This window comes from Microcystis sp. M083S1, from assembly GCF_020246405.1.
Classification (GTDB): domain Bacteria; phylum Cyanobacteriota; class Cyanobacteriia; order Cyanobacteriales; family Microcystaceae; genus Microcystis; species Microcystis aeruginosa_C.
This window is the reverse complement of sequence record NZ_JADBTB010000168.1, coordinates 1-19614: the sequence shown is the minus strand read 5'-3', so window position 1 is coordinate 19614 and position 19614 is coordinate 1. Positions and strand designations below refer to the sequence as shown.

Annotated in this window: 25 protein-coding genes and 1 pseudogene; 17 read left to right on the top strand and 9 right to left on the bottom strand. The window is 44.2% G+C overall.

Annotated elements, in window-relative coordinates; all coding sequences use genetic code 11:
• Positions 1-19 precede the first annotated feature (19 nt).
• Positions 20-235, bottom strand: coding sequence for an NAD(P)H-quinone oxidoreductase subunit O (locus IM450_RS15665; RefSeq protein ID WP_002758722.1), 216 nt, complete (start codon positions 233-235; stop codon positions 20-22).
• 315 nt (positions 236-550) lie between these two features.
• Here IM450_RS15665 and upp point away from each other — a divergent pair, with 315 nt between their 5' ends.
• Together upp and IM450_RS15655 are read left to right on the top strand one after the other, a co-directional pair.
• Positions 551-1204, top strand: a complete 654-nt coding sequence (gene upp, locus IM450_RS15660; RefSeq protein WP_046663119.1) for a uracil phosphoribosyltransferase — start codon at positions 551-553, stop codon at positions 1202-1204.
• Positions 1205-1218: 14 nt separating this feature from the next.
• On the top strand, positions 1219-1506 hold the full coding sequence (locus tag IM450_RS15655) for a hypothetical protein (RefSeq protein ID WP_002803502.1): 288 nt from the start codon (positions 1219-1221) through the stop codon (positions 1504-1506).
• A 318-nt stretch (positions 1507-1824) separates the two neighbouring features.
• Here the strand turns inward: IM450_RS15655 and IM450_RS15650 are convergent, their stop codons facing one another.
• A complete protein-coding gene (locus tag IM450_RS15650) occupies positions 1825-2325 on the bottom strand; it encodes a bifunctional nuclease family protein (RefSeq protein WP_002803501.1) in 501 nt (166 codons plus the stop codon).
• 352 nt (positions 2326-2677) lie between these two features.
• Between IM450_RS15650 and rpsD the strand changes: the two genes are divergently transcribed.
• Together rpsD and IM450_RS15640 are read left to right on the top strand one after the other, a co-directional pair.
• Complete coding sequence (gene rpsD / locus IM450_RS15645) at positions 2678-3286, top strand: 30S ribosomal protein S4 (protein ID WP_002798058.1); 609 nt, start codon at positions 2678-2680, stop codon at positions 3284-3286.
• 600 nt (positions 3287-3886) lie between these two features.
• A complete protein-coding gene (locus IM450_RS15640) occupies positions 3887-4174 on the top strand; it encodes a YggT family protein (RefSeq protein ID WP_002763635.1) in 288 nt (95 codons plus the stop codon).
• Here the strand turns inward: IM450_RS15640 and IM450_RS15635 are convergent.
• Entirely contained in the window at positions 4171-4611 is a 441-nt protein-coding gene (locus tag IM450_RS15635; protein WP_002741759.1) for a hypothetical protein, read from the bottom strand. The genes IM450_RS15640 and IM450_RS15635 overlap by 4 nt on opposite strands.
• A 471-nt stretch (positions 4612-5082) precedes the next feature.
• Here IM450_RS15635 and grxC point away from each other — a divergent pair, with 471 nt between their 5' ends.
• The 6 genes from grxC (at position 5083) to IM450_RS15605 (ending at position 9296) form a co-directional block, all read left to right on the top strand.
• On the top strand, positions 5083-5343 hold the full coding sequence (grxC, locus tag IM450_RS15630) for a glutaredoxin 3 (RefSeq protein WP_002803525.1): 261 nt from the start codon (positions 5083-5085) through the stop codon (positions 5341-5343).
• Between the two features lie 15 nt (positions 5344-5358).
• Positions 5359-6342 (top strand): glutathione synthase, encoded by a 984-nt coding sequence (gene gshB, locus IM450_RS15625; RefSeq protein ID WP_287671351.1) that lies wholly within the window; start codon positions 5359-5361, stop codon positions 6340-6342.
• Positions 6343-6484: 142 nt separating this feature from the next.
• The gene (locus tag IM450_RS15620; RefSeq protein WP_002734463.1) at positions 6485-6796 is read left to right on the top strand and encodes a DUF2499 domain-containing protein; all 312 of its coding nucleotides are present in this window, start codon (positions 6485-6487) and stop codon (positions 6794-6796) included.
• The gene (locus IM450_RS15615; RefSeq protein WP_002803529.1) at positions 6789-7118 is read left to right on the top strand and encodes a DUF3593 domain-containing protein; all 330 of its coding nucleotides are present in this window, start codon (positions 6789-6791) and stop codon (positions 7116-7118) included. The genes IM450_RS15620 and IM450_RS15615 overlap by 8 nt, the downstream gene beginning before the upstream one ends.
• Positions 7119-7290: 172 nt before the next feature.
• Positions 7291-8310: a glycosyltransferase family 2 protein gene (locus tag IM450_RS15610; protein ID WP_287671355.1), complete on the top strand. Its 1020-nt coding sequence runs from the start codon at positions 7291-7293 to the stop codon at positions 8308-8310.
• Positions 8311-8420: 110 nt separating this feature from the next.
• Positions 8421-9296 carry a Tab2/Atab2 family RNA-binding protein gene (locus tag IM450_RS15605; protein WP_287671357.1) on the top strand — a complete coding sequence of 292 codons (876 nt, stop codon included), beginning with the start codon at positions 8421-8423 and terminating at the stop codon, positions 9294-9296.
• 44 nt (positions 9297-9340) lie between these two features.
• Here the strand turns inward: IM450_RS15605 and IM450_RS15600 are convergent, their stop codons facing one another.
• The 3 genes from IM450_RS15600 to IM450_RS15590 all read right to left on the bottom strand — a co-directional run bounded on the left by IM450_RS15600 (position 9341) and on the right by IM450_RS15590 (position 13610).
• Complete coding sequence (locus IM450_RS15600) at positions 9341-10810, bottom strand: carotenoid oxygenase family protein (protein WP_287671359.1); 1470 nt, start codon at positions 10808-10810, stop codon at positions 9341-9343.
• Positions 10811-10924: 114 nt separating this feature from the next.
• Positions 10925-13096, bottom strand: coding sequence for a glutamine synthetase III family protein (locus tag IM450_RS15595; protein ID WP_046662456.1), 2172 nt, complete (start codon positions 13094-13096; stop codon positions 10925-10927).
• 241 nt (positions 13097-13337) lie between these two features.
• Positions 13338-13610, bottom strand: a complete 273-nt coding sequence (locus tag IM450_RS15590) for a hypothetical protein (RefSeq protein ID WP_287671363.1) — start codon at positions 13608-13610, stop codon at positions 13338-13340.
• A 33-nt stretch (positions 13611-13643) separates the two neighbouring features.
• On the opposite strand from IM450_RS15590, the gene IM450_RS15585 reads away from it, so the two are divergent.
• Complete coding sequence (locus IM450_RS15585) at positions 13644-14078, top strand: PEP-CTERM sorting domain-containing protein (RefSeq protein ID WP_287671365.1); 435 nt, start codon at positions 13644-13646, stop codon at positions 14076-14078.
• Positions 14079-14149: 71 nt separating this feature from the next.
• On the opposite strand, the gene IM450_RS15580 is transcribed toward IM450_RS15585, so the two are convergent.
• Together IM450_RS15580 and IM450_RS15575 are read right to left on the bottom strand one after the other, a co-directional pair.
• Entirely contained in the window at positions 14150-14422 is a 273-nt protein-coding gene (locus IM450_RS15580) for a Txe/YoeB family addiction module toxin (RefSeq protein WP_012264430.1), read from the bottom strand.
• Complete coding sequence (locus IM450_RS15575; protein ID WP_002763657.1) at positions 14406-14705, bottom strand: type II toxin-antitoxin system Phd/YefM family antitoxin; 300 nt, start codon at positions 14703-14705, stop codon at positions 14406-14408. The genes IM450_RS15580 and IM450_RS15575 overlap by 17 nt, the downstream gene beginning before the upstream one ends.
• Positions 14706-15083: 378 nt before the next feature.
• On the opposite strand from IM450_RS15575, the gene IM450_RS15570 reads away from it, so the two are divergent.
• From IM450_RS15570 to IM450_RS15550, 5 genes are all read left to right on the top strand, one after another.
• Entirely contained in the window at positions 15084-15296 is a 213-nt protein-coding gene (locus IM450_RS15570; RefSeq protein WP_008199545.1) for a type II toxin-antitoxin system HicB family antitoxin, read from the top strand.
• A complete protein-coding gene (locus tag IM450_RS15565; RefSeq protein ID WP_002733933.1) occupies positions 15293-15517 on the top strand; it encodes a type II toxin-antitoxin system HicA family toxin in 225 nt (74 codons plus the stop codon). Before IM450_RS15570 ends, IM450_RS15565 begins: the two co-directional genes overlap by 4 nt.
• 77 nt (positions 15518-15594) lie before the next feature.
• Positions 15595-15867, top strand: a complete 273-nt coding sequence (locus IM450_RS15560; protein ID WP_002803538.1) for a type II toxin-antitoxin system RelB/DinJ family antitoxin — start codon at positions 15595-15597, stop codon at positions 15865-15867.
• Between the two features lie 363 nt (positions 15868-16230).
• On the top strand, positions 16231-16476 hold the full coding sequence (locus IM450_RS15555) for a type II toxin-antitoxin system HicB family antitoxin (protein ID WP_002766798.1): 246 nt from the start codon (positions 16231-16233) through the stop codon (positions 16474-16476).
• On the top strand, positions 16476-16697 hold the full coding sequence (locus IM450_RS15550) for a type II toxin-antitoxin system HicA family toxin (RefSeq protein ID WP_287671371.1): 222 nt from the start codon (positions 16476-16478) through the stop codon (positions 16695-16697). Before IM450_RS15555 ends, IM450_RS15550 begins: the two co-directional genes overlap by 1 nt.
• Positions 16698-16793: 96 nt before the next feature.
• Here IM450_RS15550 and IM450_RS15545 read toward each other — a convergent pair whose 3' ends face one another.
• A complete protein-coding gene (locus tag IM450_RS15545; RefSeq protein ID WP_287671373.1) occupies positions 16794-18230 on the bottom strand; it encodes a folate/biopterin family MFS transporter in 1437 nt (478 codons plus the stop codon).
• A 356-nt stretch (positions 18231-18586) separates the two neighbouring features.
• Between IM450_RS15545 and IM450_RS15540 the strand changes: the two are divergent.
• A pseudogene (locus IM450_RS15540) lies at positions 18587-19614 on the top strand (RNA-guided endonuclease InsQ/TnpB family protein); the annotation flags it as partial.

Below are 19614 nucleotides of genomic sequence, written 5' to 3'. Positions count from 1 at the left end.
GGATGAGGCAATATCCTCATCAGACGGGTTCCAGTTGTTCGAGCTTTAGCCACACACTGGGGGTAGGAACATAGAATTTAATCAAAGCGTAATCATCTTTTACATCCAAGACTTCTGCTGTCGAGTTGAACATATAACTGGGTAAACGGCGATCGCTGGCTAGGGCTTCGAGGCTATTTTCTAGGTTTCCCGTCACCACGCGGACTAAAGCTCCTTTCTTAATTGTAGCTGCCATGTTTTTCTCGTTAAATTTGCTGGGGGTTTCTCCCATAAATTGTTACATATTCGGGCAGACCTCTGACAAGGGCTTTTTCAGTCATCAGTGAACTGATAACCGATACCAAAGGCCGAATCTAAAACCTAATTGGTTAAGCTAAAAGCTTTGATGTACTTAGTTTTTACCCTTCTTTTTAGGTAGGAGAATTGCCAGATTCTTTCTTTTGCATGAGTGCCTGTCGCCCCTTGCCTTCAGAAACTGATAACTAATTCAAGGCTGATGGCTTTTTGGCTTAAGATAAAGTTTAGCCCTCGATCGAGTTCTCGTGTTTTCATGGTTTTACAACTGCGCGTCTACGTTCCCGAACACCCTCTGGTTAAGCATTGGCTGGCGATCGCCCGCGATCAAAATACCCCCCCGGTACTGTTTAAAACAGCGATGACGGAACTAGGGCGCTGGTTAACCTACGAAGCGGCGCGGCAATGGCTGCCGACCCTGGAAACTAGCGTTAAAACCCCTCTAGCGGAATGTCCCGCTACTTTTATCGATCCTAGCGTACCGATCGCCGTAGTCCCGATTTTACGCGCAGGATTAGCCCTGTTGGAAGGGGCGCAAAGTCTTTTACCCCTAGCTAGTACCTATCATCTCGGTTTAGCCAGAAATGAGGAAACCCTAGAGGCGAGTTGTTATTTAAATAAATTACCGGCTAGTTTTGATCCGGCCACGAGAGTGTTAATTCTCGAACCGATGTTAGCCACGGGGGGATCAATTTCAACGGCAATGGCAGAAATTACCAGCAGAGGCGTTGATCCTGCCCTAATTCGCCTGATTTCCGTGGTGGCTGCCCCGCCGGCTTTACAGAAATTGAGTCAAAATTATCCCAGCTTGAACATCTATACGGCTATTATCGATGAAGGACTAAATAGCCGTGGTTACATCGTGCCGGGGTTGGGCGATGCCGGCGATCGAGCTTTTGGAACCTATTAGGAGAAAAACGGATTATGAGTCAGCGAGATGGGTTTGCGGGCGGTTTTTTAGCCGGTGCGATTGTCGGTGGTTTAGTGGGCGGTGTTTTGGGGACAGTGTTGGCTAATCGCAGCCGCCGCGGTTTAGCAGCTGGTGATAATCAGTCCTTTGTGGAGGGTATCCGCCATGGGCGCTTGACTCCCGAGGAAGGCATGGAAATGGCCCGCCGCAGTTTAGAAGATAAAATTGCCCAGTTAAATCTAGCGATCGATGATGTGCGTCAACAGTTAGGATCGGTACAGGAAAACGGCAGCGATCGTTAAATAGGGCTGGCTGAATAAATCTCAAAACCTTGTTGGATAAGCTCTGCCGGCGCATTTAAATTGCTTGTTGAGATGAGGCAAGAGGCAAGGGGCAAGATTTTCCGTTAGAATTAGCAGTAATCAAACACCACGCTTGCAGGAGCTATTATGTGACAGTTGAGGGTGCGGAATGTGGGTTCCAATATCCGTATGAGGCGAAAGTCTCATGTAAGGTTCCGAATGGGAGGGGATGGGGGCGATTCTATTCTCGACCCCTAATAATTTCCCTGTTATTATCATTTTTATCTAGCCGACGGCTGACGGCTGACCGCTTCAAGATCACTGATCACTAAAATCACCGCGACGTTGGATCAGGTCTGAGGGGCTAAGATTGGAGACGAAATTGCGAAAAGCTTGACGTTCCTCTTCATCCGCGTCACGATCAACAGGAATAGAAGCGGAAGCGATCACTTCTTCCATTACCCAGACGGGACTGTTGGTACGCAGGGCAATAGCGATCGCATCACTGGGACGACAATCGATTTCTTTTTTGACTTCGCCGCGCTGGAGACAGAGAACAGCATAAAAAGTATTATCTTGGAGAGAATGGATGATAATTTTTTCTAAATCCATGTCCCAAGCTTTAAAAATATTAACGATCAAATCGTGGGTGAGAGGACGAGGGGGTTTTTGTTGTTCGAGGACGGTCATAATGGCCTTAGCCTGATCTTGTCCGATGTAGATAGGTAGGGCGCGACGCTCAGAACCATCCTTCAGCAGTACAATGGGACTGCGAGTGATAGCGTCTAGGGCAATTCCAGCGACTTTCATTTCGATCATGACTATGGCTTCTCCAAGATAGAGATTCGGCTAGGGAAGGAGTGGGAAAGCAACCTGAGTAATATAGTGCTTCGTTACACTCACAGTATGCCCTAAGATGGGGGAGATTAGCCTCATCTTTAACGAAAAAAATACATCACCTGCCCTCAGTAGATAGGAGTCAGGAGTCAGGAGTCAGGATACCCCGATCCAATCTTGCTGCTTTTTGCTCCCCACTCCCCGCTCCCCAATTCATAATTCATAATTCATAATTCCCTCTACCCACTCCCTACTCCCACTTCCCAACTAAATTGCTCAATTTGTGCTATGATAACAGTTTTGGGATAAATTTAAATAGGAGCAGACTGTCTGTATGTCTCGTTATAGAGGACCGCGCTTGCGCGTTGTGCGTCGTTTAGGGGAATTACCGGGCCTAACCCGTAAAAATGCCCGTCGTGCCTATGCACCAGGGCAACATGGCCAGGCCCGCAAAAAACGTTCAGAATATGCCATTCGTCTAGAAGAAAAACAAAAACTGCGTTTTAACTACGGTGTCAGCGAGAAACAATTAATTCGCTATGTCCGCAAAGCTCGCCGGGCTACTGGTTCCACCGGTCAGGTGCTGCTGCAACTCTTAGAAATGCGTCTGGATAATACCGTTTTCCGTCTCGGTATGGCCGGGACAATTCCGGGGGCGCGACAATTAGTCAATCACGGTCACGTCACCGTTAACGGTAGAGTTGTGGATATTGCCAGTTATCAGTGCCGTCCGGGTGATGTGATTGGAGTTAGAAATCAAGAGCGTTCCCAGGATCTAGTCAAAAGAAATATGGAATACCCCGGTTTAGCCAACCTGCCGAGTCATTTGGAATTTGACAAAAATACCCTCGTGGGCAAAGTTAATGGCGTTGTGGAAAGAGAATGGATTGCCCTCTCGATTAATGAACTGTTAGTAGTGGAATACTACTCTCGGAAAGTCTAGGAAAAAAGCCTTTTCCAGATACCTTGAGGACGCAATTGGCAGCGTCCTTATTTTATTGGTTAAATTTAGGTTGACAAATAGCAAAAATACGATGCTAGAAACAAAATTAGAAAATAAATCTCTCTTCCGAAAAAATTAACCAGACTGATAACTCAGTGCAGGTGTGGCCAATAATTCAATGATACCATCTGGGATTAACTACAGAAACCAAAAACCTACCTAAAGCTTTTTAAAGTTACTCATTTTTATAGCTATAAGTAGTCGTGCAAAATTAATTTCCTAGTCGAGACAGGAGACAGGAGACGGGAGACGGGAAACAGCTATTAGGGATCGGATTTGAGTTTTCAGTTCACTGTTTCCTCACACCAGAAGTCTGACGGAGTAGTGGCTTAGATGTGTAATTAATTTTGCTTAGGTACTTATCCTTGACAATAATTGGTACTGTTATCCAGTTTTCTTAGCCGGTGTCCGTCAACCCCGATGAATGCCGATAGCCAGTTAAAACCACCAAAATAGGGCGGCGAGAGTAACTAAAGACTATTTTTTTGGTAAGATCAAAGCTAAACTAACCATCACGCCCTCTTGAGGAAAGATTTATTTATGAGCGATATAGGGTTTATTTTGACGATAATCAACAATTTCCTGCAAATTTACTCGGTAATCCTAATTGTTAGGGTTTTACTGACTTGGTTCCAAAATGCCGGTTGGGCCTATCAGATTATGTCTTTTCTCAGTCCGATTACCGATCCCTATTTAAACCTCTTTCGCTCGATTATCCCACCCCTAGGCGGGATGGACTTGTCCCCGATCCTCGCTTTCCTGCTGCTCAACGTCGTTCAGAGTGTCGTAGCCACAGGGGCCAGCAGTCTGGTCAGTAGCAGTTTCTAAATCCGCGGATCCACACTACTGGTAAAACCGGAAGCTTTGAATTTTTCCAGTCGCAAGGGGGTTGGTTGATTGGTAGAAACAGAAATTCTGATCTCGAAATCACTAATCCCCGGTGGCACTTCGGGAATTGCCCCGACTCGGCTACGATTTTGTAAAGCCGGTTCCCCGTTAGCATCGTAAATCCGACCAAAAACATCGGCATCATAGACGGTTTTTCCAGAATTATTTTTAGCTTTGCCGGTGATTAAAAAACAATTAGCCGGAAAACTGGTTCCCCCACTGGTGACACTCCCCTCGGCTAATTCGGGGGGACAGTCTTTATAAGATACATCTAATAGTTGAATTGGGGTCAAAGCTTGAGCAGTAGGGATGATAAGCCAGCTAGACAGCCAGAAAAGAACAGAAAGCAGCAAAACGGTGAGCGAGCGTGGTGTCATAGAAGAGTGATTTTACGGTATGATTTCCCCAATACTTAGATTATCGTGGATCGTCACCCTTTGAAATCAGCTTTTTTAGGACTCTCATGGGAATGGATTCCCACAGACGCTCCCGATAGTTGCGACGGGTTTACCTGTGAGGTAATAGGTGTAGGGCTAATTCATGAATTAGCCCTACAATGGGCGTTGTCAAATTGAAAGATGCTCCGAATCAGCACCGGAACTGAAATTACTTTGATAGCAAGGATTGCATTGCATCTTTACCTATTCTGATCTGACAACGCCGTAAATGAAAGTGAGGATGACTCCCCCCCTGTTAGTTGCCGTATTCGCTTTCAAAACGGTGAAGAATAGGAAATACAAGGAATATATCAGTGGAATCGCCCTAATTGGCGTTTTCTGACCTGAAGGAAGATCACTGCTCGGTTATCGGCTAAAATTTAAGATATGTAAAGAAGGGAGATAAATTTTATGGCCGCTAATGTTGAGATCTATACTTGGAGTTCCTGTCCTTTCTGTATCCGCGCTAAAGCATTACTCAAGAAAAAAGGGGTGGAGTTTACCGAATATTGTATCGATGGTGATGAAAGAGCGCGAGCCAAAATGTCCGATCGAGCCAATGGTCGTACAAGTGTACCACAAATTTTTATAAACGATCAACACATCGGGGGCTGCGATGACATCTATGCTTTAGATAGAAGTGGTGGTTTGGCTCCCCTGTTGCAGAATTAAGGATAAAAACTATTAATGAAACTAGCCTTTATTATCGATCCGATCGAGTATTTAGAGCCGGGCCATGATACCAGTGTAGCTATCATGGAAGCGTCCCAATTATTAGGCCATGAAGTCTGGATGACTTCCATCACTGATCTCAGTGCGATTGCGGGAAAAGCTTGGGCAAAACTAACTAAAATTGAACTGGTTCCCGTGGAGTTAAAAGATAATCATTGGGTGGCTGTATCTCAATGGTATCAAAGACAAGAGACAGTTTTTACCTGCCTAGAAAACTTCGATTTTGTCTGGATGCGAAAAGACCCACCCGTGACGATTGCCTATCTTTATGCCACCTATTTATTAGACCTGATCGACCCCCAAAAAACCCAAGTAATTAACTCAACTAGGGGTTTACGCCATGCCAACGAAAAGTTATACACTATTCATTTTGCTCAGGTAATGCCCGCCACAATTGTTTCCCAAGATAAAGCGACAATTAGGGAATTTGTCAACCAAAAAGGGGCGGCAGTTATGAAACCTTTGGGGGGCAAAGCAGGGGAGGGAATTTTATTTCTTAGTCCCGAAGATCGCAATCTCAATTCAATGATTGAAATTAGCACAAAATGGGGACAAGAACCGGTAATGATTCAAGATTATTTACCAGCTGCCAAAGAAGGAGATAAACGCATTATTGTCCTCAATGGTGAACCGATAGGGGCAGTTAATCGTATTCCCACCGGTTCGGAATTTCGCGGTAATATGGCGGTGGGTGGACGGGTGGCAAAAACAGAAATCACCGATCGAGAATTAGAAATCTGTGCCACTTTAGCCCCAAAATTACGAGAAGATGGCCTATATTTTGTCGGATTAGATGTGATTGGTGGCTATCTGACGGAAGTTAATGTCACCAGTCCCACCGGCATTCGCGAGATCGATCGATTAAACAATCTTAGTTTAGGTCAACAGGTGATTAAATGGCTAGAAAATTTTTCGGGAATTATAAATTCTAAATTATGAATTATGAATTGGGAGTGGGAATTATGAATTATGAATTATGAATTGGGAGTGTAGAGTGGGGAGAATAAATAAAAACAATCTCCTATCTCCTGTCTCCTATCTCCTGTCTCCTATCTCCCGTCTCCTCTCTCCTATAAAAAAAATGAATGCTTTATCAATACCGACGTGGATAGTTCATGTATCGAGTGTCGTAGAATGGATAGCGGCAATCTGGTTAGTCTGGACCTATGGCGACATCAGTAGCGATCGATCGTGGCGAATGTTATCTTGGGGAATGTTACCCGCTTTAATTGGGGCTATGTGTGCCTGTACATGGCATTTTTTTGATAATATCAGTGCCTTATCCTGGTTAGTCACCCTACAGGCAGCCATGACTGTCTTAGGAAATTTTACCCTCTGTGCTGCCGGTTGGTGGCTGTGGCGTTCCAGTAAAATTAGCGTTAACAATGAATAAAGAGAGTTTATTTGCCATTTCCCTGTTTCCCTATCTGGGGTTTCTTTGGTTTGTCACTCGTTCGGGAAAAATGCCCCATTTAGCCCTAATTGGCTTTTATGTGCTGTTAATATTCGTTTTTATCACCATTCCTGCCGGTATCTACGCCAAGATACACTATGGTCAAGAATTAGCCAACGTCGATTGGTTACACGGTAGCGCCGAACTTTTCCTCACCCTCTCCAATATTCTCGTCGTCCTAGGTTTTCGTCAGGCAATTTTAGCCAAAAAGGAAACAGAGAAAGGGGAACAGGGAACAGGGAGTGGGAATTATGAATTATGAATTATGAATTATGAATTGGGAGAGGGGAGAATAAATAAAAATAATCTCCTGTCTCCTGTCTCCTGAATACTGTCTCCTGTCTCCTGTCTCCTGAATACTGTCTCCTGTCTCCTATCTCCTGATAACTGAATTGTGATACAATCGCCCCAAAACGTCCCAGCGTCAGTCAACTATGTACCCGATTACACCGTCCATCAGTGTCAATGAACCAAACCCGCAGGCTGCTATCCAGACTTTATCGGTAGTGGTTCCCATTTATAACGAAGTGGACAGTATCCCCCATCTCGTCGAGAGTATCGCCACGATTTTGCGTTCTTATCAAATTAACTACGAGATTATCTGTGTTGACGACGGTTCTAAGGACGGTTCCACCGAGGTTTTAACTAATTTAGCCAAAAATCGCGATGATCTCAAGGCGGTAATATTGCGACGCAACTACGGACAAACCCCCGCCATGGCTGCCGGATTTGATTATGCCACGGGACAGGTCATCGTTACCCTCGACGGCGATTTACAGAACGATCCCAATGATATACCCCTATTATTGGCCAAATTAGAGGAAGGTTATGACCTCGTGAGTGGCTGGCGCAAAAATCGCCAAGATGACCGGGTAAAACGGCTTTTACCCTCAAAAATAGCTAATTGGATCATAGGAAAGGTAACAGGGGTCAAATTACACGACTACGGTTGTTCTTTGAAAGCCTATCGAGCCGAATTAGTGGCCGATATGAATCTCTACGGGGAATTACATCGCTTTTTACCCGCGTTAGCTTTTATTGAAGGGGCAAAAATAACCGAAATTCCCGTTAATCACCACGCTAGACGGTTCGGACAGAGTAAATATGGTTTAGGTCGCACAATTCGCGTGATTATGGACTTATTTACTGTCTTTTTTATGAAAAAGTTCCTCACCCGTCCGATGCACATTTTTGGAGTCTACGGACTGTTATCCATGGTAGTGGGGATTATTTTAGGCACTTATCTGACTATTCTCAAACTCGGTTTCGGACAAGAAATCGGCGCTCGACCTTTGTTAATCCTGGCCGTGTTATTCTTTTTAACTGGGGTACAATTACTCTGTTTTGGTCTTTTGGCAGAAATTTTGATGCGAACTTACCATGAATCCCAAAAACGTCCTATCTACCGGGTTCGTACTGTTGTCGGGGATAGGGGATTTTTCAGTGAGCAGTAAACAGTAAACAGTGAGCAGTAATCAGTGAAAAGACATCTCGGAACTTGCCACTTAATATTGTTCACTTAAAACTCAAATCTGATAACTGATAACTGATAACTGAAAAAAATATGACTATTTGGGAACTTGATTTTTATTCGCGGCCGGTGCTGGATGAAAATAATAAAAAAAGATGGGAATTATTAATCTGTGAAACTCCGGCAACAATCGATCGCTCCTCCGATACAATATTTAAATATGCCAGTTATTGTCCTAATACTATGGTTAATTCCCAATGGTTGGGAGAGGCAATTACTGCAGCTATCAAGGCAGCGGGGGGAACTCCCAAAAAAATTCGCTTTTTCCGTCGTCAGATGAATAACATGATTAGCAAAGCTTGCGAGGATATCGGTATTCCCGCTTCCCCTAGTCGTCGCACTCATGCTCTCACTAGATGGATAGAAGAAAGAATGGTTAATTTCTACCCTCAAGAAGTTGGTTATGATCAAAATTTAACTAAAACCGCTTCCGTGAATTATCCTCCTTTAAATGCTGTTCCCCTTCCCGATGCTGTCCGGGGAGATAAGGCAGATAAATGGGCCTTTGTCACGCTAGAATTGTCTTCTTTTAATGATTTAAAAGATTGGGATATTAGCTTCGGAGAAAATTTGCCCATACTAGGAATGGGATTAGATGAGAATCTAAAAATCCCCGGTTTAGTTATTTTTTCCCCCCGCGCTTTACCATTAGCTGGTTGGATGTCAGGGTTAGAAATGGCCTATTTAAAGTTAGAAACTGGTTCTCGTCCTCTGCTACGTTTAGAAACGGGTGCTAGTGATAGCTGGATTCTCGTCAACGTCACTAATGCCGAGACTTTAAACGAAGCCAAAAACTTTGAAGAAGCTAAACAAAAAGCCAATAATCTGCATTTTTTAGCCATTCAATCTAACCCTGAATCGGAATCCTTCGCCGGTTTTTGGCTACTACAAGAAGGCTCTCAAGAGTAAAGTTTAGTCAGGGTGGATTGAAAATCCACCCCTAGGGAATTAACTTAAAAACATTGTCCAGTCCAACTACCGTGTAACCCGTAGGGAATATGATGTTTAAGATGGATAACCCCTAGGGAATTAGTGATATCTTTAGCATCTAAGATTACCACATTCGATCGATGATTGGCCGCATCGTAAGTAACTACCAATAACCAACCATCATCCTCAGCAATTCCATCGGGTTTAGGCACAAAAATTGGTTCACCCGCAAATCCCCGGGGAGCAAAAGAATGTAATTGTTTTTCTCCCGTTAATAGGTCCAGTTTTAAGATTGCTTGCAAAGGAGCATTACCGGTGGCATGATGAGCGGCAGCGATGTATAAATAACGGTAATCTCGACCAACTTTTGCAGGATTGATGCTGGGAAATTCACAACAATGCTCTAGAATACATTCTCTTGTAACCGTATTTTCTGATAAATTTAGTGTAAATCGCCACAGATGTCCGGGTGCTAAACTATCAAAATTTACCGATTGAAAACTGCTATTTGAATCCAGTTGTGGTAAGGATTGATAACAAATAGAATCAATATAAATTTTCTCCCCTTGTTCAAAAGCATTGCTATGGTGGAAGACAAAACCTGATGGAGTTTCTAAAACTTTCACTTCTCTTTTGTTAGGATCCCGGGGGATAATAATAATCTTAGTTAACTTGTCCGGTTGATTGATGACGCATTCTCCCGCACCTTTTAACCCAAAAAGAAAGGGAAAAGGATTATAACCAACCGGGTTTTGGAAAAAGATAGCGTAGTGGGGAGTAATAACAAAATCGTGGATAAAACAAAAGCCCGGTATACTGTGGGTATGACGACGTAATAACTTACCCGTGGGACTAATTTCGTAGAGAGTAATAGCACTCGACAAACCCGTTTTAATGGCAAAATTTACCAGACAAGGTTGATAATTATCGAAGATACAAGCGGGATCGATGCGAGGATGAGCGGCAAAAGAATCGCCTTTTTCTAAGATACCATCGAGATAGTCTAAACCAATAGTATCAAGGGTTTTAGCATCGAGGCGATGGGGTTCGGCCGCTTCCCAAAGTGCCAGTAATTTATCACCCCAGTAGATAACATTAGTATTAGCAATATTTTTCAGACGCAAATCAAAAGCATTGCCGAAAATTCCCCCCGGTTTTTTCGTGCCGAAAACACCGCGATAAAGGGGTTTTCCCGCTTTCTGTTCCTGGAGATAACCCTCAGTTTTCACAAAACGATTACGATAATGTACGCGGCCATGGTTGAAGCTAATCGCGCTGATCATACCATCCCCATCAAAGGGATGAGCGATCGCAGTGCCAGCGATATCCAGTAAACCGGGGCCGTTTTTAAAGACTGTACCCTGTAAATCGGGGGGAATTTGCCCCTCAATGTCTTCTACCTCGTAATCGTACTCGTTAGGTTGGGATTGATAGCCTTTTTGCCAATCCTGACGATTATAGGATTTTTCGCCAATTGTCGGAGTTAATACCATGGTAGTTTTAGGTTTGGATTTACTTTTCTTAACATAACTTAAAACTACCAGAGCTAAAAAGAAGGGGGTGGCCAATCATTTTTTCAGCCTATTTACCCCCTCCTTGTCGTCTTGTTATTTAACAAACAACATTTCTTGATAGGTAGGCAGCGGCCAGAAATTGTCGGCCACTTCTCCTTCCAGCGTGTCAGCATATTCGCGCACCTTATCCATCAAGGGACGGATTGTTTGAGCGGAATACTGCATATGTTCCTCGATCGAGTCAAAATCGTCTTTAGCCATGGCCTCACTCAGTTTGCCAACGCTATCCATCAGTAATTTAATTAAATTCGAGACGGTTTGGGCCCTTTCCTTATCCATCTCGATGCCGATCGCCGCAGCATTAGCGATCGCCAAAGACAATTCCGACAAGTAGCGAACGGCAGCGGGATAAATAATCGTTTTAGCCATACTTACCACCAGTTCCGCCTCCACCTCGATGGCCAGCAAATACTGTTCCGCATAGACATCAAAACGACTTTCCAGTTCAACGGGGGTAAACACACCCATGCGGGCAAACAGTTCTTCGATATAATCAGCTTTCAGCACGGGTAAAGCATCGGCAGTGGTGCGGAGATTAGCCAAACCGCGCTCTTCTACCGCCATTTTGTGCCATTCCGGGGAATATCCGTTACCTCCGAAGATCACATTTCTGTGCTTGTCCATGATCTCCTTGAGAACACCCTCGGCGGCAGTATTGAGGTCTTCCCCGGCTTTCATCCGGCTTTCTAAGTTATCCGCCACCCAAGTCAGGGAATCGGCTAGAATCGTGTTCATCGCCACCAGCGGACCGGAAACTGACTGATTAGAACCCACAGCGCGGAATTCAAAGCGATTGCCCGTAAAAGCAAAAGGAGAGGTACGATTGCGATCGCCAGGATCCTTGGGGAATACCGGCAGGGTATCGACACCGAGATCCATCAATCCCGGGGCATCAGAACCCTCAATTCGGCCTTGGCTAATTTGGTCGAATACCTTTTCTAACTGGCTGCCCAAATATACCGAAATAATCGCGGGAGGAGCTTCATTTGCCCCCAAACGGTGATCATTACTGGCAGTAGCCACCACTGCGCGTAAAAGCGGCCCGTACTTGTGAACGCCACGAATAACCGCCCCACAGAACAACAAAAACTGCATATTAGCGTGGGGAGTATCGCCCGGATCCAACAGATTGCCCTGGGTGGCGTTGCCGACGGACCAGTTAACGTGTTTTCCCGAACCGTTAATTCCTGCAAAGGGTTTTTCATGCAGTAGGCAGACAAAACCGTGTTTTTTAGCCGTACTTTTCAGCAAGGTCATAATTAACTGCTGATGGTCACTGGCCACGTTAGCAGCCTCGAAAAAGGGCGCAATCTCGAACTGTCCGGGAGCGACTTCGTTATGGCGGGTTTTGGCCGGAATGCCGAGGCGATACATTCTTTCCTCCACTTCCTGCATAAACACCTGAACCCGTTCGGGAATCGCGCCAAAATAATGATCGTCGAACTGTTGACCCTTAGCGGCGGGTTTACCAAATAGGGTGCGACCGGTGAGCAGTAAATCGGGGCGACTATGGGCAAAATGAGCATCTACGAGGAAATATTCCTGTTCAGCACCGCAGCTGGAGTTAACGGGGGCGACTTCCGTATGTCCTAAGAGCTTCAGCACCCTGGTGGCGGCTTTACTCATCGATGAAATCGAGCGTAAAAGCGGCGTTTTTTTGTCGAGGGCCTCTCCTGTCCAAGAGATGAAAACCGTGGGGATACACAGGGTGACACCATTATCCGTCTCCATGACGTAGGCCGGACTGGTGACATCCCAAGCGGTGTAACCCCGCGCTTCAAAAGTGGAGCGAAGGCCGCCGTTAGGAAAGGAGGACCCATCCGGTTCCCCCTGTACTAAGACTTTGCCCGTAAATTCTGTGATCACCGAGCCGTCGCTCTGCACGGAGATAAAACCATCGTGTTTTTCGGCGGTGGCGTTGGTCATCGGATAGAAGACGTGAGCATAGTACAGCGCCCCTTTGGACGTGGCCCAATCTTTCATCGCGGCCGCTACTGTACCAGCGATGGAAACGTCTAATTTTCCCCCGGTTAAAATCGTGTTTTTGACTGATTTGAATACATCTTTGGGAAGACTGGCCTGCATTTTGCTCAGGGTAAAGACATCGGTTGCCCAGAGGGCCTCTAAACGCTGAGGAATTTTGCTAGGTAGGGGTTTACGATCCGTCACTTGAGAGATAGCTTGAACACGCGTTCCATAACTCATAAGTATTTTTCCTATTGTGTTGTGTCGTGGATAAGGGGTTACTTTAACTTAGGCGATGACAAGTTTCCTACTGATTTTGATGTTGAATCCCGGTCAGAGGCTATTCTCCGCTTAATAATTTTGATCCCACGGCACAAGCTTCTCTGCGGTTTTTATCTGCTTGCGCCGGCCTCTTTTCCGATCAATTGGCAACACCAGCCTTAATCTTAAGAACAGATGATCGAGAGATTTGTATCAAAGATTACAAATATCCTAAACCCGATCTTCCACAAGCGATCGCACTGAGAAAACGGGTTTCTTTGAGAAACCTGTTTTCTGGACTTAAAAAAGTGATATTTGACAAAATCGGGGGGGGGGGTAAAATGCTGGTGGAATTTGCCCAAAATTGCCCATGAATTTTACAACTAACTTCAAATCTATCTCTCTGGCTGGTGTTGTCCTCGCTGGCACAGTTAGCGCGATCGCTGTACTGACTGTCCTCCCCGCCAGCGCCGCTTCCTTCAACTTCTTCCAAGGTGGCTACTCCGAAGGTGCTACCGTCACCGGGATGTTTACCGGCGAAGATTTAGATAATGATGGTCTTATTGACTCCTTCAGTGGTGAAGTCACCGACTACATGATGTCATTCTCTGGCAACTCCCTCGTCCCCGCCTTCTCCCACGGGCTGCCTGACTTCTACGGGTTAGTTTATGTACTGGGCAGCGATATCGGCAACTTTTTCTTTTTTGACGGGATAGCTTCCAACGATAGCGCAACTTTCTACGGCGCGTCAGGTGGAACTGAGCTCTATCCCGTCGATCCCAGTCTGCAATTTCCTGGCGGCAAAGTCGGGACATTCGCCGGTGCGCTCGATACTACCACTGAATTCGTCACTGTCAACACCGTTCCTGAACCGAGTACTGTATTAGGTTTAGGATTGTTAGGCTTGGGTGCATTGGTTAAACGCCAGTTAACGCCAAAGCCAGACAGCGACAAAGCTTAATTAGTTCCCCAATCCGTGTCATAGAAAACGGGTTTCTTTGAGAAACCCGTTTTCTGGAATACATAAGCTGTTTAAGTATAGTGATATCGTGCTGCTAAAAACTCAATGCGGTCATCTTTGACTCGATAGACTAGACGGTGTTCTGTGGTAATTCGGCGTGACCAAGTATTAGCTTCAAGATACTTTATGGGTTCTGGTTTGCCTATCCCAGTAAAGGGATCGGCGGTGACAGATTCTACGAGATCGAGTAGGCGAAAGGCGATTTTTTTATCTGTTTTGTACCACCATCTTAAATCTTCTCGAAATTGGTGATCAAAGACAATTGCCCTACTCTTGGCGTTCAATTCCTAACTCCTGACAAAGTTCTGTAACTGTCTGTCCCGGTATTGTTTGAACGTCCCTCTCCATTGAACGTTCCAGTGCTGCCAATAACTTTCGAGCATTCGCAGGCGATCGCAAAAGATAAACGGTTTCTAATAAGCCAGTTAATTCCTCTGCGCTTAATAGTGCCATATCTTTATGACCAGGGCGCGTAATAATCGCCATACTATTCTCGCTTTCCAGTCGATCCAGAAGGCTCGCTAAATTTTCTTGAGCTTGAGTGTAGGTAGTTTGGATAGAAAACATAAGGCGAGGGCAACGAGTTGATTCGATTTTAGCTTATTTCATCAACTGAGAAAACGGGTTTTTTAAAGAAACCCGTTTTCTGGACTTAGGGCGATCGATCTTCACTCCTACCTCATCCCAGAATAATTGACGAAAAACATCGATAAAACCCTATATAATCGCTTAAAACAGCGATACTTGACAAAATCGGGGGGGGATAGGCTTTTGGATAGAATTTACCAAAAGACAGGACTTGGTTCCCTAATCCGTGCCATAGAAAACGGGTTTCTTTGAGAAACCCCTTTTCTGGAATAAGCCGCGATCGCTAGGAGTTGCTAACTCGCGCTAGACTGGATTAAAATAATTAACTTCCAATCAATTCAAAGCAAGGACAAACCCATGAAATATCGCGTCTTAATTGAGCAAGATGAAGATGGCATTTATGTGGCTGAAGTTCCCTCCCTACCCGGCTGTATTTCTCAAGGCAATACCCGGTTCGAGTTACTCGCCAACATTCAGGAAGCAATTGCTTTATATCTAGAAAGCCTAGAAGCGCACAATGAACCGATTCCACCACCAATTTCTGAGGAACTGGTAGAGGTTAAATTATGAGTGAACTCCCTCCTATCGCTGGTCGCCAAGTCGTTAAAGCACTAGGCAAGATTGGCTACGAATTAGATCGGCAGCGAGGAAGTCATATCATACTCAGACAAAAAGCCTATCCCTATCGACGCATCACCATCCCTGACCATCGAGAAGTGGCTAAGGGAACACTGAGATCTATCATTCGTCAAGCGGGATTGACAGTGGCAGAGTTTAAAACTCTCCTTTAGCTTGAGTCACCAGAGTCGAAACAACCGCTCATAAATCGCCAATTCAAAAATAGACTATTAAACAATGTAAACGCTATATGAGTCAATCTGCTACTGCAATCAATACTAAACTAATTGATTCCCTTGCTCAAATTATCCTTTCTTTAACTGACGAAGAACAACAGCTTCTCCTACAAAAAATCCAGCATCCAGCCTTATCTGATGTCGATTGTCATCAAGGTTTTCCCTTTGATGTTCAAATTCCTAATACAGAAACGCTCGCCGCCATTGAAGAAGTAGAAAAACATCCTGAGCGTCTTAAGCGTTATACTAGCGTTGGGCAGATGTTCGAGGATTGGAACAGTGATTAAGACAACCCAAGTGCCGATTCCTGCCTTGATGCGTAGTGTCGAATAAATTAAACTTGAATGGAGTTAAATATGGATTTTGTTCCTCAGCTTCCCCGGGATTCTGATCAACTTAAGCAAACTTTGGCAAAAGCACACCGCAATTGTCAAGAGATGGAATTAGTTGGATTACAATGAGAAGAAGCGATTAGTCGCTTAGAAGCGGAAAATCGTCAAAGACGAAGACAACAGCTAGAAAACCTAGACAACGGGTTTCTTTGAGAAACCCGTTTTCTGGAGAAACAGGGCAAAATTATCGCCAGAGTCAAAACAACTGATCATCAAATCGACAATCTTCGAGACAATCACCGAGCTTTATTCCTGTCAATGATGCTAACAAAATATCTAAAACAAGCAATGGAACTGGCAACTTATGAAGTTCTAGAAGACGGTACTTTTTATGGAGAAATTCCGGGATTTGAGGGAGTATATGCTAATGAAACAACTCTCGAAGCTACTAAGGAACAGTTACAGGAAGTTTTGGAAGGCTGGGTTATTTTAGGACTACGCTTACAGCATCAGTTACCGATTATTGACGGTATCAATCTAACCCCTCAACAAAAAATCGCCTGATGCCACCTTTTGCCCCCATCAAAAGGAAAGAGTTAATTCGCCAGTTGAGAAAGCTGGGATTTTCTGGTCCTCTGGTAGGAGGAAATCATCAATATATGGTGGAGGGAAAATTAAAAATCTGGATTCCTAATCCACACCAAGGAGATATCAGTAAAAGCTTGCTGGCTAAAATTTTACAACAAGCAAATATTAGTAGAGAAGAATGGGAAAAATTACGTTAAACAATTCTGTCTTGGAAAAGTTAAAAGCTGTTCTCAATTGAGCAAGATGAAGATGGCAGAAAAGGGGTTTCTTTGAGAAACCCCTTTTCTGAACTGTCAATCTCTTGTGTCGATTAATTCGGGGACAAGTTCAGGTATAAAACCGGGTTCAGCTAAAGAACCAGTAACATGATGTTCAAAGACTTCTGCGGGGGGAAAAGTTTTCTTGACTTCCTGAGATTGGGGATCCGTAGAAGGTAGCCATTTAATTAGGGGTAAAGGTAGGAGAGTCGAGAGATTAGTAATCACCACCAATAACCAAAGGTTATCAAAATTAGTTTCGGTGACTCCCAACCAATGGGTTAATAAAGCGCCGATTTCTTGGGAAACTAATCCCGACATATTCCAGATAGACATTAATAAAGCGAATAGAGATGCTTCAATGCCCACGGGACAAAGACGGGCCGATAAGATTAAGACGGGTAAAAAGGCAATTTGTCCCATGACGGTGAGGATGAGACTATCCCCCAAACTAAACCAATGATCGTCAATACCGAGCGCTCGATTAGTATGGGTAACTAAGAGTAGGGTAGTCATGCCTAAAAGCGCAGAAATCACCGTACTCCAACCCAAAATTAAACGAAAGGAAATCGCTTTTAAAAACCGTTGATATACCCAGATGCCCAGGATCGAGGCTAAACTGGTGACTAGGCGCACTCGTCCTAAAAATTCCGGTTCAAATCCTAACTCGTTGGTGGTGAAGTAAAAAAAGGCAGAATCGGCGCTAGGAGTAGCCTGCCAGAGAAAAATAAAGGCAGTGGGTAATAAAATTGATTTTTGTCTAATTGCTGACCATAATTGCCCGATTTGCTCCTTGACTTTGGGCGTGGATTGTGCATCATCATTATTCTTGACTTTTTCCTCTGTAATTAAAAACGCCATGGCGGAGGCAATCAGGGGAAAAATAGCCGTGAGAGCGAAGACAGGACGAGTACCGAGGTGTGCCAGTAACCAACCCCCGAGATAAGCCGTAATTAAGCCGCCTAGCGCCGATATTCCCCAAGTTAAGGACTGTAGAGAACCGGATTGAGTGAAGGACTCTCTGCGGGCCCTTTCTACTACCAAAGAATCGACGATGACATCACTAATGGTGACAGAAAGGGAACCAAGCAGGATCGCCGCCGTCGCTTGCCAAGCATTCTCCACCACAGTGGCTAGGGCCAACCAAGCTAAAACCCCGATAATTCCCGATAAAATGAGGTAAGGCCGACGACGATAGCCAAAAATAGGCAAACCATCCGAAAGAAAGCCAAAAGCTGGTTTAATCACCCAAGGAATCGCCGCCACTCCGATTAATGCCCCCATCTGGGAGGGACTCAAGGCCAAATCGTCTTTTAAAAAAAAGCTAACCGCTAATCGGGAGAGTCCGAGAATGCCCTGCACGAAATAAACCCCTAAAATGCCAATTAATTCGGGATTAGGGTCATTTCCGAACAAGATAGTCTCTTTAAGGAATTTTTTCCCGCGATCGATGCCAAGGCGATTAATAAGCATGAAGTTTCATAAATATTTGTTACTGTCTCTATAATAATGATTGAGCGCTCGATCGGTGCGTTAGCTGTTAGGGTTTAACTGTTGAGCTTTAGGTTTTGGCGGTTGGGTATTGGGTTTTAGGGTTTTAGTTGAATTTCCCCTGCTCCCCACTTCCCCATCCCCAATCGGCATAACAGGCTCATTAAAGGTTACCTAAAATGTCGGATGAATGCCCCCGCTAGATTTTTCGACAAGATGCTCACCTTTGCGGGGGATGAAATCCGACCAGAATATTAGCAACGGAGTATCGATTTAATTCTATCATTTGTGAGTAAACTGTGTTATAATCCACTTAGCCAATGGTCGAGAATTGTTAGATGCTAGTCGTAAAAGCAAAGCTAAAAAACGGAACACCAGAGCAATATCACCAGCTTGATGAAGCTATCAAAACTTCTCAGTTTGTGCGTAAATCTTGTGTTCGTTATTGGATGGATCATAAGGGTACAACCCGCAATGATATCCAAAAACTTTGTGCGGTACTAGCTAACAATAAAGGGACCCCTTGGGTTAATAAATTAAACTCACAAGCACGTCAATCGGCTGCTGATAGAGCCTGACAATCAATTAATCGGTTTTACCAGAATTGTCATGCTAAGATACCGGGGAAAAAGGGTTTTCCTCGATTCAAAAAGCATAGCCGTTCGGTTGAGTATAAACTAACAGGCTACCAACTATCTGATGATAGACGTAAAATTAAATTTACCGATGGCTTTAAAGCAGGAGAATTTGATTTATGGTGTAGTCAAAAGACCTTAGTTTATTATTCAGAACAACAGATTAGACGGGTAAGAGTTGTTAGACTTGCTGACGGTTATTATTGCCACTTTTTGATTGACGTAGAACGGCAAGAATCACATAAACCAACGGGACAAATAACAGGAATTGACTTAGGGTTAAAGGAATTTTATACTGACGCTCAAGGCAATACTGTAGAGAATCCACGTTATTTAAGAAAGTCAGAAAAACGACTGAAAAAAGCACAAAGGAAATTATCAAAACAATTTCGCAAAGGAAAGAAACAGTCTAACAACTATCACAAGCAACGGATAAAAGTAGCTAGGCTTCATCTTAAGTTGTCAAGACAACGTAAAGACAAAGCAATTAAAGACGCTTTGGCGTTAGTCCAGTCTAATGATCTGGTAGTTTATGAAGCTTTAAAGGTAAGAAACTTAGTCAAAAACCGTAAGCTTGCCAAGTCTATTTCTGATGCTTCTTGGTATCAATTCACTGAATGGTTGAATTATTTTGCCAAGATTTATCGGATTGTTTGTATTGCTGTTCCTCCCCATTTCACGACTCAAGATTGTTCAGTTTGTGGGACGAGAGTTCAAAAAACATTAAGCAC

Excerpts from the sequence above, each read along its gene's own strand:
- IM450_RS15665 (WP_002758722.1), bottom strand. The coding sequence starts at position 235 with ATGGCAGCTACAATTAAGAAAGGAGCTTTAGTCCGCGTGGTGACGGGA.
- IM450_RS15635 (WP_002741759.1), bottom strand. The coding sequence starts at position 4,611 with ATGACACCACGCTCGCTCACCGTTTTGCTGCTTTCTGTTCTTTTCTGG.
- IM450_RS15575 (WP_002763657.1), bottom strand. The coding sequence starts at position 14,705 with ATGTTTTCTATCCAAACTACCTACACTCAAGCTCAAGAAAATTTAGCG.
- IM450_RS15595 (WP_046662456.1), bottom strand. The coding sequence starts at position 13,096 with ATGAGTTATGGAACGCGTGTTCAAGCTATCTCTCAAGTGACGGATCGT.
- IM450_RS15565 (WP_002733933.1), top strand. The coding sequence starts at position 15,293 with ATGAGTGAACTCCCTCCTATCGCTGGTCGCCAAGTCGTTAAAGCACTA.
- IM450_RS15610 (WP_287671355.1), top strand. The coding sequence starts at position 7,291 with ATGTACCCGATTACACCGTCCATCAGTGTCAATGAACCAAACCCGCAG.
- rpsD (WP_002798058.1), top strand. The coding sequence starts at position 2,678 with ATGTCTCGTTATAGAGGACCGCGCTTGCGCGTTGTGCGTCGTTTAGGG.
- IM450_RS15605 (WP_287671357.1), top strand. The coding sequence starts at position 8,421 with ATGACTATTTGGGAACTTGATTTTTATTCGCGGCCGGTGCTGGATGAA.
- IM450_RS15640 (WP_002763635.1), top strand. The coding sequence starts at position 3,887 with ATGAGCGATATAGGGTTTATTTTGACGATAATCAACAATTTCCTGCAA.
- IM450_RS15620 (WP_002734463.1), top strand. The coding sequence starts at position 6,485 with ATGAATGCTTTATCAATACCGACGTGGATAGTTCATGTATCGAGTGTC.
- upp (WP_046663119.1), top strand. The coding sequence starts at position 551 with ATGGTTTTACAACTGCGCGTCTACGTTCCCGAACACCCTCTGGTTAAG.
- IM450_RS15600 (WP_287671359.1), bottom strand. The coding sequence starts at position 10,810 with ATGGTATTAACTCCGACAATTGGCGAAAAATCCTATAATCGTCAGGAT.
- IM450_RS15550 (WP_287671371.1), top strand. The coding sequence starts at position 16,476 with ATGCCACCTTTTGCCCCCATCAAAAGGAAAGAGTTAATTCGCCAGTTG.
- IM450_RS15650 (WP_002803501.1), bottom strand. The coding sequence starts at position 2,325 with ATGATCGAAATGAAAGTCGCTGGAATTGCCCTAGACGCTATCACTCGC.
- IM450_RS15570 (WP_008199545.1), top strand. The coding sequence starts at position 15,084 with ATGAAATATCGCGTCTTAATTGAGCAAGATGAAGATGGCATTTATGTG.
- IM450_RS15655 (WP_002803502.1), top strand. The coding sequence starts at position 1,219 with ATGAGTCAGCGAGATGGGTTTGCGGGCGGTTTTTTAGCCGGTGCGATT.
- IM450_RS15545 (WP_287671373.1), bottom strand. The coding sequence starts at position 18,230 with ATGCTTATTAATCGCCTTGGCATCGATCGCGGGAAAAAATTCCTTAAA.
- grxC (WP_002803525.1), top strand. The coding sequence starts at position 5,083 with ATGGCCGCTAATGTTGAGATCTATACTTGGAGTTCCTGTCCTTTCTGT.
- IM450_RS15585 (WP_287671365.1), top strand. The coding sequence starts at position 13,644 with ATGTTTACCGGCGAAGATTTAGATAATGATGGTCTTATTGACTCCTTC.
- gshB (WP_287671351.1), top strand. The coding sequence starts at position 5,359 with ATGAAACTAGCCTTTATTATCGATCCGATCGAGTATTTAGAGCCGGGC.
- IM450_RS15560 (WP_002803538.1), top strand. The coding sequence starts at position 15,595 with ATGAGTCAATCTGCTACTGCAATCAATACTAAACTAATTGATTCCCTT.
- IM450_RS15615 (WP_002803529.1), top strand. The coding sequence starts at position 6,789 with ATGAATAAAGAGAGTTTATTTGCCATTTCCCTGTTTCCCTATCTGGGG.
- IM450_RS15555 (WP_002766798.1), top strand. The coding sequence starts at position 16,231 with ATGATGCTAACAAAATATCTAAAACAAGCAATGGAACTGGCAACTTAT.